The organism is Flavobacterium endoglycinae, from assembly GCF_017352115.1.
GTDB lineage: Bacteria > Bacteroidota > Bacteroidia > Flavobacteriales > Flavobacteriaceae > Flavobacterium > Flavobacterium endoglycinae.
Genome location: NZ_CP071448.1, coordinates 129,440 through 142,261, shown reverse-complemented (window position 1 = coordinate 142,261; position 12,822 = coordinate 129,440). Strand labels below are relative to the sequence as shown.

The window sequence follows — 12,822 nt, the reverse complement described above, 5'->3', positions numbered from 1 at the left end:
AAATCTACATTTGTTTAATGTTGATTTTATCACCGTCTCTCAATGATTGTGTACCTTCTTGTACAATCAGGTCGTCGCTTTTTAGACCTTCATTTAAAATGTAAACATCATCAAGAGTAGTCGCAATTGTAATATTGGTCATTTTAACTATTCCATCTTTGTTCACGCGGAAAACATATTGTTTGTCCTGAATAGAAAAAACAGCTTTCTGCGGAATTAAAATTGCATTGGTTTTTGGTTCTGAAATAATCAATTTTCCAGAAGTTCCGTGTTTGATAAATCCCTGCGGATTGTGAAATTTTGCTTTGTATTGAATTGATCCCGTTTGTCTGTCGATTTCTCCGTCGGCAGTACGTAATTCTCCTTTTTGATCGTAAACTTGTCCGTTTGGCAATACTAATTTAATATCACCTTGCGTGTTTAGAGTTTTGTCTTCCATCATTTGGAAATAGGTATTCTCAGGAATTGAGAAATACGCGTAAACATCGTCTAATTGGGAAACAGTGGTCAATAAAGAACCGTTTTCTACTAAACTTCCTTCTTTAAACGGAATACGGTCAATTGTGCCGTCAAATGGCGCGCGGATAGTGGTAAAGCTAATCTGCTGGTTGATGGCTTTTCTTTCTGCGTTTGCATGTGCCACTTTCGCGGAAGCGGCGTCATGTTTTGCTTTCGATAATTCTAATTCTTTGTCGGCAATTACCTTTTTATTGAAAAGGGTTTGTGCCTGCTCTAATTCTACTGTTGCGATTCGTAAATCGGCCATTGCATTTTTGTAAACGGCTTCGGCTTTTAAAAGCTGGATTTGAAGTTCCACATCGCTTATTTTAAATAGGATTTGTCCTTTTTTAACTTTTTGTCCTTCACTTACATATACTTTATCGAGAAGTCCCGGAATACGGACATGAATTTCTACATTGTTTTTGGCGTGGACATCGGCAACAAATTTGCTGGCAACAACGGTGTCTTTTAAGGTGATTTTATAAACTGGAAGTGTTTTGATTTTATTGGCATTTTTTTGGGATTTATCGCCGCACGAGACTAAAACAAATAATGCTAAAGTGTATAATAGAAAGTAATTTTTATAACTATTCATGATTAGGTTCTAATTTTTAAATAAATAGGTTCTCTCCCTTATTCTTTGGATTTAGGGATTTAGATAATGTTGAAATTGGATATGAAAATATAGCTGGATGTTTCCGTTTTCAGGAAATGCTATTTTGGGGAACTGTTTTTACAGAAATAACAGCTCGGTTCGCATACGCAAATGAGGTATTATTTCAGAATTTCTGAAACTATAAAAACAACGAGATTGTAAAACCTAGAATAATTGGTACAAGTGAAGGTGGGTATGCCTTTGAATTTGGTATATAGAAGCTATACCATATATTAAGCTCTTTTTGTAAAGCTTGAAGTTAATTAAGCTGCTGAAATACGGAGCTTTGATGGTACTTTGTTCTAAAGTAGTAGCTCTGGATTTTATTTTCTTTTTGAGATTGTAGTGAACTTCGAGATTTTTTGAAGAAGAGAAATCCGAAGAAAAAATCTGAGTATCGTCGGCCGCAACGCTGTCAAGTGTTATGCAATGGCCGAAATGTGCGGGCAGTTTATAAGTTTCGGTGCCTCTGAAGAAGGAAAGCAGCGAAAGTAAAACGATATATATGAACTTATAAGGTTTCATTTATGGCACAGCAGAAATTATATAATTTGTTACTTGGAAAACAAGGCTTATAATGGTTGATAGTGCGCCAAATATAGCAATTTGAAAAATAACGATTCTTAATTTTATTCTAAAACTATGCAGAATTAAAAATATGATAACTTTGGAAGTTGATTTTTACATATTCTTTTAAGAATCGTTATTTCAATTCATAAATTTTTATTCGGTTATTCTTTGTATAAAATGATAGTCGCTTTATAGCCGGTTCCTACATTCCACTGGCTGGCTTCGATGACTTTTCCAGTATCATCAAAAACCTGAAATTCAGCAGTATTAGGTGAGGCTGAACCTTCATTCAAAGCTTCAAAATCTATTTTGTTCATTCCTTTTTCCAAATTGATTTTAAAACCTTTAAACTCTCCAACCAGACTTACTTCGGGTTCAATAACTTTTTCATTTAACCAGACTCTGATTTTATCGCCATCGACATAAGCTGCATCACGGTAGCGGACAGTAGAAGTATTTGAATGGGTTACAAAAGCTCCTAAATATTCATTTCGTCTGTAAAATATACCTTCAACATTGGCTTCTCTTTTATAAAAGGTATTGTTTTTAAAAAGTTCATCTGGATTGATTTTTAAAACGATCGGGTCTTTTGGAAGTGCTGGATCTGTAGCAGGAGGCGTTTCCTTTGGCGGAATAACTTCTTTACTCTCTGGAGTTTTAGATTGAACCGGCTGGTATTTTCCCTTTATTTCTTCCTGTGCAAATCCTCGCAGCGAAAGACCGATTGTAATAATTAAAAACAATATTTTTTTCATACTTTTTTACTTGATACTAATAAATTAAACACATAGGCTTTTATTTAATAATAACAAGTAATTAAGGTATTTATTGCCCTTGTGGGAATTATATAAATCAGTTTATTTGATTCCGAGCAGACTAAAAAGTTCTTCTTTTTTATTCAGTGCAATAGAGATGTTTTTTCCGTTTATAAGTTCTACCATATTTCGATTGATACTTTTAACCGCTTCAAGATTAAGGATAAAAGATCGCTGTACTCTAAAAAAGGTGGGCAGATTCAGAATTTCATCCATTGATTTTAAAGTTAGTTGTGTCGAATATTCGGCATTTGGAAGTACGATTTTCAAATAATCGCCCCGAGCTTCTACATAAAGAATTTCGTTAAGTAAAATACGCACTAACTTTCCTTCTGATTTAATGAATATTTTATCGTTTAGAGCTTGTTCAATTAATGGCTGTTTGTTAGAAACACGTTCTTTGGCGCGGTTAACGGCTTTTAGGAATCGGTCAAAGCGAACGGGTTTTATCAAATAATCGGTGACACCTTCATCAAAACCATCCAAAGCAAAATCACGATGTGCCGTAATGAAAATAACCAGCGGCGGATTGGTTAAGGAACGAAGTAATTCCATTCCGTTGATTTTAGGCATTTGAATATCGCTGAAAACAAGATCAACTTGGTTTTCTTGTAAATAAGTAAGTGCTTCAACCGGATCGCCAAATGAAGCCGAAAGATTCAGAAATGGAATATCTTTTACAAAAGTTTCAATAACTTCTCGTCCAATTGGTTCATCATCAATAACGATGCAGCTGATTTTTTCCATTAGTATAAATCTATTTTTAAAGAAACACTAAATTTAGTTTCCAGATTCTCGATATGTATTTCGTGTTTGTCAGGATATAAAAGCTGCAATCTTTTACGTGCATTTGTAATCCCTATTCCGCCAAATTCTTTTTGAGTTTGTTCTTTATCCTTGTCATTTTCAAGACTAAAGAAAAGCTGATTGTTTTCGACTTTTATTTCCAACAATAGAAATGAATCATCATTGTTTTTTAAACCATATTTAAAAGCGTTTTCTACAAAAGTAAATGTAAGTAAAGGCGGTACAAAATGCCCGAATAAATCTTTTCCTGATGCAATTTTGTATTGAATATTTTTATCTGCTGTATAACGCATTTTTTCGAGCTCGATATAATTTTTTATAAAGTCGAGTTCCTTCTCCAGCGATACTTTTTCATTACTGGATTCATACAAAGTATAACTCATAATATCCGAAAGATTCAAAATAACTTCGGGTGTTTGATCGTCTTTTTTTAAAGATAGTCCGTATAGGTTATTCAGCGTATTAAAAAGGAAATGCGGATTGAGTTGTGCCGTTAAAAACTGTTTCTCTATATTGATATTTTGGATTTCAAGTGCCGCTTTTTGGTTTTGGATATTCAATGTTTTATTATAAAGCCTTGAAATTTCAAAAAGTATCTTAACAAAGAAGAAAGGAGAGAGGATGGATATAACAATAAAGGCTTGTGAAATAAGGCGTTTCGGCGATACGGCCTGCGCAAAAGTCTGATCTGCCGCCATCTTGATAGCACCTTTTAATTCTCCTGATGGTATTTCAAAACCAATGTAATGATAGAGTAATGATATAAAATAAGTAATAGCAATCCATATAAAAATGCAGATTGGAAAGGTTATCAACAACAAGAAAATAATTCTAAAACCACTGCCGGAAAAAATCTTTGGCAGAAATAGATAAAAGAACAAATAGAATACCACTGCATTGACCGTTGTCATTCGAATTGTGAGAATCAATGCATTTTGATACGACAGATGATAGGCGAGAACATAACTTAAAAACAGTAGACATGAAAAGCCAAACCACATTGCTAAGTGCAATAGTATTCGGTTTCTTTTGCTGTAAAAATGATCAAAATTAAAATCCGCTATTCTTTGGGCTAAATGATCGGCGAAGACTTTTTTTTCCTGCATGTATTCTATTTATGAAGCAGATTCAAAGATAGTTTTTTTGAATCTGCTTCTTCATTTTTATTTATAATATTCTAATTACGGCATTCATGAGATTAATACAATTATGTCCGAGAATTGGAAGAATACTATTTCCAGAGAATTTTCGAAGCAAACCTACACTTAAAGAAGAAATCAAAGTAAGGTAAATGATTGTGATAAGATCAAATTTAAACTGATAATCTTCGGTTAAAACCGCTCCGTGTGCAACAGCAAATAACAGTGTAACAATGATAAATCCCCAGCCGAATTGAATTCCTTTACAATTCCATTTAGGTTCAAAAGCTTTGTCGAGAAGCCAGAAACCAATTCCTCGAAAAGCCAATTCTTCGGTCAAACCTGGCATTGTAGCCTGGAAAGCGAATGTTTCTAAATCGAAAGTGGCGCCTTTTGGAAACAAAATCATTTTAAAAATACAATCAAATAGTAGAAAACCTAGAAATACCAAAATTCCAAATCGAAGCTGTTTTGTGGAATTGGTTTTGTTTGTAAAACCTATCAACTGGCGTTCTGTTGTATTTACTGAGAAAATAATAACAAGTGAAAGAATGAGACTGAATAATTTTCCCGCCCATGCAAATTTTAAACCTATAATTTTCAATGAAATAAACTGATGGCTTAATTGCTGAATATAACAATCGGTTAAAAAATACAGTAGGAAGAACAACAGGTATTTTAGATTGGTTTTTTTGCTGGTAACGAAAGCCAGAATAATAAACGGAAGTAGTAATAAAATCCAGAGGAAAGGAGTAAGTAGTGACATAGTTGATTAATTTTATACGTCAAAAGTATTTTCATTGCCTAAGATTTGAAAAACCTACCGACGAGAATAGTTTTTTTACCGACGAAAATTGGACTATTCTAAAAAAGACGTTTAAACAAAGTTTATTCGGACGTTTAAACAAAGTCGAAGATGGAGTCACAATCTAATTTTGTCTCATTCATAACAATTAAAACTTTATAAAAATGAGACAAGACAATTATCAAGGAAAATTACAGAAAGCGATAAATTCAGGTTTTAACGCTTCATCAACCACAACTGATGTCATTAAGGGAATTGATTTAACGGGAAAAACAGCGATCGTAACGGGTGGTAATACCGGAATTGGTTTAGAAACCGTTATTACATTGGCTTCGGCTGGAGCAACTGTAATTGTTCCCGCGAGAGATGTAGAAAAAGCAAAGAAAAACCTGCCGGATTCGCTTCCTATTGAAATTGAAAAAATAGATTTGGTAAACCCAGAATCAATTGATGCATTTGCTGAGAAGTTTTTGGCATCAGGAAGACCACTTCATTTATTAATTAACAATGCGGGAATTATGTGGGTACCGCTTCGCAAAGACAGCCGAGGGATTGAATCACAACTTGCAGTTAATTATTTGGCGCAGTTTCAGCTGACGGCTCGATTATGGCCGGCATTAAAAAAAGCAAATGGCGCAAGGGTTATTAATGTTTCTTCCCAAGGACATCAATTTGGATCATTTGATTTTGAAGATCCTAATTTTGAAAACCGTGAATATGAAACTTTATTAGGTTACGGACAATCGAAAACTGCGGTGAATTTGTTTTCAGTAGAATTGGATTATCGCGCGCAATCCCACAATGTAAGAGCATATTCGCTTCATCCGGGTTCGATTGGCGGAACTGAATTAGCAAGAGAAGCGCCATTAGAATTGTTTCAAAAATTAGGTTATGTAGATACAGAAGGGAATATATTACCAGAGGTTGCAGCTTCTTTAAAAACAATTCCGCAGGGAGCGGCAACGACAGTTTGGTGTGCGGTTAGTCCGCAGCTAGAAAATATCGGCGGTGTATATTGCGAAGATGTAAATTTTGCTCCTTTAGCCACAACAGTTTCGATAACTCCAGGTGTTCGAGAATATGCAGTAGACGAAAAAAATGCCAAAGATTTATGGAAATGGAGTGAAGAAGTGACGGGGATTTCTTTTGGTATTTAGGCTTTAGTCGCAGTGTTCAGTCTCAGTCTCAGTCTCAGTTTTCAGTCTCAGTCACAGTGAATACTAATTAGCAAACAGTAAAAAGTAAAAACTGAACACTGCGACTGAAAACTGCGACTGAAAACCGAAAACCCAAAACCCAAAACCCAAAACCGAAAAAAAACTATTTTTGTAATTACAAAATGCACTAAACCGCTGTGTTATGGAATATAAAGCCAAGTATATAACCGATGATATAAAACTTTCTTGCTATGAGGATAAGTTTTTCAAATCAGATATTATGTTTGAACACCATATGCTGATTTGGTTTATTTCGGGGGAGACTAAAATCGTTCAGGCGGATGCTTCTTATGTATTTCAAAAAGGCGATATTTTTTTAATTCCGAGAAATCAGTTGGCGACGATTATTAATTATCCTAAAGATGGCGAACCGCACAAAACAGTTGTGATGCATTTGTCGGTTGAAAGATTACGGGATTTTTATGCGAATCTTGAGGTGAAACCCGAAGCTTTGTTGTCAAAAAAAATATATTCATTTGACAATCATCCGTTACTGGAAAGTTGTCTGGCTTCTTTGGTTCCGTATTTTGAAATGAAAGATCTGCCGGAAAATATCGCTTCACTTAAAATTACAGAAGCCATTAGTATTCTAAGGGCAATTGACAAAGGAATTGATAACGTTCTTACCAATTTTGAAGAACCTGGTAAAATTGATTTAGCGGGTTATATGGAGAAGAATTTTATGTTTAATCTGCCATTGGAAAAGTTTGGCTATTTAACCGGAAGAAGTCTTACGACGTTTAAAAGAGATTTCAGCAGAATTTTCAATACCACTCCGCAGCGCTGGCTTACGCAGAAACGTTTGGAACTAGCGCATTATCAATTTGTAGAAAAGAAAAAGAAACCTATTGATGTGTGTTACGAAGTAGGATTTGAGAATTTATCTCATTTTTCTTTTGCTTTCAAAAAACAGTTCGGTTATGCGCCAACTGAATTGATAGAGCGGGTGAGGACCTAATTTTTACTTTTATAAAAGATGCTTAACAGCATCTTTTTTTATGCCTGAGTTTTTTCTGCTGAAAGAATTGCAAAACAAAAATCACCACTTCAGATTTCGGTAACAATTCCTTTTCATTGTTAATATTATGTTTCTATTCCTGGCTTTTTATTAATGTAAACGTAACTTAACTGACCTACCCTCAGGTCTAATTTTGAAGACATATAATAAAACAAAATACGTAGTATATGTCCTCTTTTAAAAAAAGAAATCTTCTTCCCCAAACAATTCATTTTAGTGTTTCTGCAAACGCTTTTTATCTGCCAATCAAAACCAAAGTGACTTGTTATGTATAAAGAATTAACCGATGAAATTCTTGTAGAATTATTGAAGCAGGGAAAAGAGAAAGCTTTCGACGAATTGTATTTTCGGTATAGAGATTCACTGGTTCGTTTTGTATACGTCAGAATGAAATCAGTACCTATTTCTGAAGAGATTGTTCAGGAAGTTTTCACCAGTATTTGGGAACGACGTAAAACGCTGGTCATTCAGAAAACATTTGCGGCTTACATCTACACTTCGGTTCGCTATATGACTTTAGATTATATAAAATCGCATACTGTTACCGATCAATACATACAAGAGGTTTTAGATAAAAATACCGTTTCCTATACGAGTCATAATGCTACCGAAGATTCTATTTATTATGAAGAACTGCAAAAGGCGGTAGACGAAGCAGCGATGCTTCTTCCTAAAAAATCAAAAGAGGTCTTTATTCTGAGCCGGGTTAAACAGTATACCAACAAAGAAATTGCCGACGAACTCAACGTTTCAATCGATACGGTAAAATATCACATCACATATGCGCTCAAATTCATGCGCACCTATCTGGGGGAATTTAATTGAAACGTAAAATTCAGATTAAGAAGTCGGCTTTTTTCTTAACAGAAGCGTAACCTCATGCACCTACCTCAAAACATAATTCCAAAGACATACTATTAAAGACATAAAGAAATTATAATGCCTGACAATTTACATAAAGAAGTAAAGAATTTTTTAGACGGAAAATATTCTCCAAAAGGACAAGAAATGTGGAACAAGTGGTTCGACAATCCGGAGGAAGTTTCTGAAAATATAGACATGATGAAGTCCAGCCGTTCGAAATTGCAAAAAGAATTAAGAAACATCAAAAAAACAAACAGCGTTATTCCGCTTCATTATAAAAACTGGCTTGCTGCGGCTTCTGTTGTTTTTCTAATTGGATTATCTGTGTTTTTTTATCAGTCATCTGCTTTTGTAGAAAACAAACAATTGACAGTAAAGTTGGGCGAACATGCCGAAATAAAACTAAGCGACGGAACCCAGATCTGGTTAAATGCCGGAAGTGTTTTAAAATATCCTACAGCATTTAAAGGCGATACCAGAGAAGTATACTTAACAGGAGAAGCTTTTTTTGATGTTGCGAAAGACAAGAAACATCCATTTATCATTCACACTAATAAAATGGATACCAAAGTACTCGGAACCAGTTTTAACGTGCAGGCTTATCCAGATCAAACGACACAGGAAGTTTCGGTTATGACGGGAAGAGTAAATGTGAAATCAACAGTTACCGAAGAAAATGTATATGTAACACCGGGACAAAAAGTCGTATTTAAATCCCACGATAATAAACTTCAGGCTTTTAAAGATATTCCAGTGAATACCATTTCGCTGTGGCGAAAAAATATAATGGTTTTTGAAGACACACCTCTACCAGAAGTAATAGCAACTATCAATCGCAATTACAATGTAGCTGTCGAAATTAAAAACAAGAATTTGAGCACACTAAAAATCAGTGCATATTTTAAAGAATTACCAGCAGATCAAGTAATTGGTTTGGTATGCAATATCATCAATGCCAATTACAAATTGGATTCGGGAGTGTATACAATTCAGTAAAACATCAAAAATAAACTACGTAGATCAGATAATCAAAAACAAAACAATTAAAACTAAAAACTATGAATGAAAAACAAATGCGGTATGCCGTAAAGTGTCAAAGCATAAGGACAATAGGAAAAAATATATTCCTGTTTATGGCTTTATTTTTTGCAGCACTGACAGTAAAAGCCGGGAATGTTGACATTAACAAAAGAGTGACTTTAAAGGTTGAAAATGAAAGTATAAAAAACATTTTCCAAAAGATAGAAAACCAAGTCGACGTGCATTTTATGTACGAAAGCAGTCAGGTAAACACCAACCAGAAATTAAGCTTAAAATTAAACAACGTAACGCTGGAACAAGCATTGGATAAAATCTGCGGTATTGCATTGCGATATGAAATTGTAAGCAACAATATCGTAATCAAGAAAAACCAAAAAGCAGATCAGAATAAAATTACCATTTCGGGTACTGTTTTCGGAGGAGATGACAATATGCCGTTACCAGGTGTTGGAATTAGAGATAAAGGCTCTAATGCAACTGTTGCAACAGATTTTGACGGAACTTTTAAAATGGAAATCAATGCACCTGAGGCTGTACTTGAATTTTCGTATGTGGGTTATGTCACTCAAGAAGTCAAAGTAAGCAAATCAGAAACTATTACTGTAAAATTGGCTGCCGATATGAAACAGCTTCAAGAAGTTGTAGTAATGGGGTACGGAAGTGTGAAAAAGAACGAAGTTTTAGGTGCCGTAGGTGCGGTTTCTATGAAAGAAGCATCCAGCAGAACCTACAATAACGCTGCCGAATTGTTACAAGGAACCGTTGCCGGAGTTACTGTAATTAACGATGGTGGAGACCCAACAGCTGCGCCAACAATCAACATTCGTGGTATTGGTTCTTTAAATGCCGAAACACCGTTAATTGTATTAGACGGAATCATTTACAGTGGTTCATTAAATACTTTAAATCCAAATGATATTGCTTCGATCAGTGTTTTGAAAGACGCGGCTTCTGCAGCAATTTACGGAGCAAGAGCTTCGGGAGGAGTAATTTTAATTACGTCGAAAAAAGGAATTTCAGATAGAATCAATGTCAATGTAAACTATCAAGGAGGTTTTCAGAATGTGGCCAAAAAACTAAAGGTTTTAAACGCCGCAGAATATGCTGATGCCATGAACCTTGCTAGAGACAATGCAGGTTTACCAAGAATTCCTGCATTTGATCCTGCCTTTGAACCAACGGCAAGAACAACAAAAACAAATTGGATGGATGAAATTTTCCATACAGGAGAAATTCAGGATTTATCTCTTTCGATAAATGGAAAAACAGAAAAATCAAATTTCTTTCTTTCAGGAAGCTATAGAAAAAATGAAGGAATTTTGTTGAATACATACAGTGAACGTTACACAGCAAGAGCCAATTCATCTTTTAAACTGGCCGATAATTTTACTATTGGAGAAAATTTATCATACTCTTTAACAAATGGACAGACGGCAAATACAGCAAGTTCCTATACAGGAGCCATTCAAGCCGCAATTTTGTATCCGCCTAACGCGACGATTTACAGAGAAGATGGTTCTGGACAATTTGGTGGTGTTCCGGAAAAATATATAGGTTCTTACGGAGACGTTATTAATCCTGTAGCGTATTTAAAAAGGCTGGACAATAAAAATCCAATTTCTACCATTTTGATCAATCCATATGCAGAATGGGAAGTTATTCCGGGATTAAAATTGAAAACAAACTGGGGTTACACCAGAATTCAAGATAATGCAAAAGATTTTACTGTAAAAGTTACAGAGCCAGGAAAAATATTCGATTTTAACCGTTTGACTCAAAAATCGTTGACGATTACCGATTTATTAAGCGAGCAGACTATTTCTTATGAGAAATCATTTGGAAACCACAATCTTAAAGCTTTAGCCGGATATACGTATCAAGAAACTAAAAAAGATTTCTATACAATTGAAGGAACAGGTTTTGACAACGAAGATCCATCTCAGCGTTATTTATTAAATGCAAAATTAATCCAGCAGACAGGAGCAGGATTATCAGACGAAATTATTTCTTCTTATGTTGGAAGGTTAAACTACGATTATAACCAGAAATATTTATTATCGGGAATTGTACGCCGTGACGGAACTTCAAAACTATTATCGCAAAACCGCTGGAAAGTATATCCTTCTGTTTCGGCAGGTTGGTTAATTTCTGAAGAAAATTTCATGAAAGGTTTAGAACCAATCATCAGCAATTTAAAACTTCGTGCAAGCTGGGGGCAAATTGGAAATTTAGGAAACCTTGGACCGTATCAGTTCAGTGTCCCTTTGGTACAAACTCAAGCGTTAATTGGAGCAACACCAACGATCAATTACGGATATGCTGAAAGTGAATTATCAAACCCAAATTTAAAATGGGAAAGTTCAGAGCAGACGAATGTTGGTTTAGATTTCACCATGCTTAACAACAGTTTAGTAGGATCTGTTGATGCATATATAAAGAAAAACAAAGACATGTTGGTTCGTGATCAATTACCAGGAGTATCAGGAACGCCGCAAGGAAGAATTGTAAACTCAGGAGATGTTGAAAACAGAGGAATCGAGGTAAGTTTAACCTACCAAAAAACAAAAGGAGAATTTAAGTATGACATTACCGCAAATGCAGGATTCTTAACCAATAAAATTGTTTCGATTAAAGACGATTTAACCTCATTAGAACCATTAAACCTAAGCCGTGTTCGTAGTTTGCCTTTGGCTAATATTTATCAAGTGGGAAGTCCGGTTGGTGCTTTCTACGGATATGCAACAGACGGGTTATTTCAAAGTAATGAAGAAGCAAAAGCATACGTGAACTCTAAAGGTGTGGCGTATCAGCCAAATGCAGTTGCCGGAGACATTAAATTTAAAGATGAAAATGGTGACGGTGTCATCAATAATAGCGATAGAGTAGTGCTGGGAAGTCCGTTTCCAAAAACAACATACAGTTTAAATGCCAATTTCAAATACAAAGGATTTGACGTGAACATTTTCTTTAATGGTGCAGCAGGAAACAGTGTTTTCAATGCTGTGAAATATACGGGTTTAAATGCTTCTTTCCCAGGATATAATTTACTAGCGGATTCTAAAAATGCATGGTCACCAACTAATACCAATACGAACGTTCCAATACTTTCTTCTACAGATAACAATAACAATTTCGGACGTATTTCTGATTTGTATATCGAAGACGCTTCTTTCCTTAGATTGAAAAACGTTTCGATTGGGTATACGGTAAAAGAAAATTGGTTAAACGGAAAAGCAAAACTGAGATTCTTTATTTCAGGACAAAACTTATTTACGATTACAAAATACTCAGGAATGGATCCAGAAGTTGGTCTTAAAAACTTCGGAATGGACTTAGGACGTTACCCGCTTTCACGTATTTACATGACGGGTGTTAATGCAACTTTTTAAA

At 35.0% G+C, this 12,822-nt stretch carries 11 protein-coding genes; 5 read left to right on the top strand and 6 right to left on the bottom strand.

Annotated features, from left to right (window positions below):
- Positions 1–4: 4 nt before the first annotated feature.
- The 6 genes from J0383_RS00600 to J0383_RS00575 all read right to left on the bottom strand — a co-directional run bounded on the left by J0383_RS00600 (position 5) and on the right by J0383_RS00575 (position 5,253).
- Positions 5–1,096 carry an efflux RND transporter periplasmic adaptor subunit gene (locus tag J0383_RS00600; RefSeq protein WP_207296522.1) on the bottom strand — a complete coding sequence of 364 codons (1,092 nt, stop codon included), beginning with the start codon at positions 1,094–1,096 and terminating at the stop codon, positions 5–7.
- 225 nt (positions 1,097–1,321) lie between these two features.
- Positions 1,322–1,681 (bottom strand): hypothetical protein, encoded by a 360-nt coding sequence (locus J0383_RS00595; RefSeq protein ID WP_207296521.1) that lies wholly within the window; start codon positions 1,679–1,681, stop codon positions 1,322–1,324.
- A 206-nt stretch (positions 1,682–1,887) separates the two neighbouring features.
- Positions 1,888–2,481, bottom strand: a complete 594-nt coding sequence (locus J0383_RS00590) for a hypothetical protein (protein WP_207296520.1) — start codon at positions 2,479–2,481, stop codon at positions 1,888–1,890.
- A gap of 102 nt (positions 2,482–2,583) precedes the next feature.
- Entirely contained in the window at positions 2,584–3,288 is a 705-nt protein-coding gene (locus tag J0383_RS00585) for a LytR/AlgR family response regulator transcription factor (RefSeq protein WP_207296519.1), read from the bottom strand.
- A complete protein-coding gene (locus J0383_RS00580; RefSeq protein WP_207296518.1) occupies positions 3,288–4,454 on the bottom strand; it encodes a sensor histidine kinase in 1,167 nt (388 codons plus the stop codon). Before J0383_RS00580 ends, J0383_RS00585 begins: the two co-directional genes overlap by 1 nt.
- Positions 4,455–4,515: 61 nt before the next feature.
- A complete protein-coding gene (locus J0383_RS00575; RefSeq protein ID WP_207296517.1) occupies positions 4,516–5,253 on the bottom strand; it encodes a CPBP family glutamic-type intramembrane protease in 738 nt (245 codons plus the stop codon).
- 203 nt (positions 5,254–5,456) lie between these two features.
- Here J0383_RS00575 and J0383_RS00570 point away from each other — a divergent pair, with 203 nt between their 5' ends.
- The 5 genes from J0383_RS00570 to J0383_RS00550 all read left to right on the top strand — a co-directional run bounded on the left by J0383_RS00570 (position 5,457) and on the right by J0383_RS00550 (position 12,821).
- Positions 5,457–6,449: an SDR family NAD(P)-dependent oxidoreductase gene (locus J0383_RS00570; RefSeq protein ID WP_207296516.1), complete on the top strand. Its 993-nt coding sequence runs from the start codon at positions 5,457–5,459 to the stop codon at positions 6,447–6,449.
- Positions 6,450–6,651: 202 nt separating this feature from the next.
- Complete coding sequence (locus J0383_RS00565) at positions 6,652–7,467, top strand: helix-turn-helix domain-containing protein (RefSeq protein ID WP_207296515.1); 816 nt, start codon at positions 6,652–6,654, stop codon at positions 7,465–7,467.
- Between the two features lie 327 nt (positions 7,468–7,794).
- Entirely contained in the window at positions 7,795–8,352 is a 558-nt protein-coding gene (locus J0383_RS00560) for an RNA polymerase sigma-70 factor (protein WP_207296514.1), read from the top strand.
- Between the two features lie 114 nt (positions 8,353–8,466).
- Entirely contained in the window at positions 8,467–9,387 is a 921-nt protein-coding gene (locus J0383_RS00555) for a FecR family protein (protein ID WP_207296513.1), read from the top strand.
- Positions 9,388–9,524: 137 nt separating this feature from the next.
- Complete coding sequence (locus J0383_RS00550; RefSeq protein WP_239023201.1) at positions 9,525–12,821, top strand: TonB-dependent receptor; 3,297 nt, start codon at positions 9,525–9,527, stop codon at positions 12,819–12,821.
- Position 12,822 lies beyond the last annotated feature (1 nt).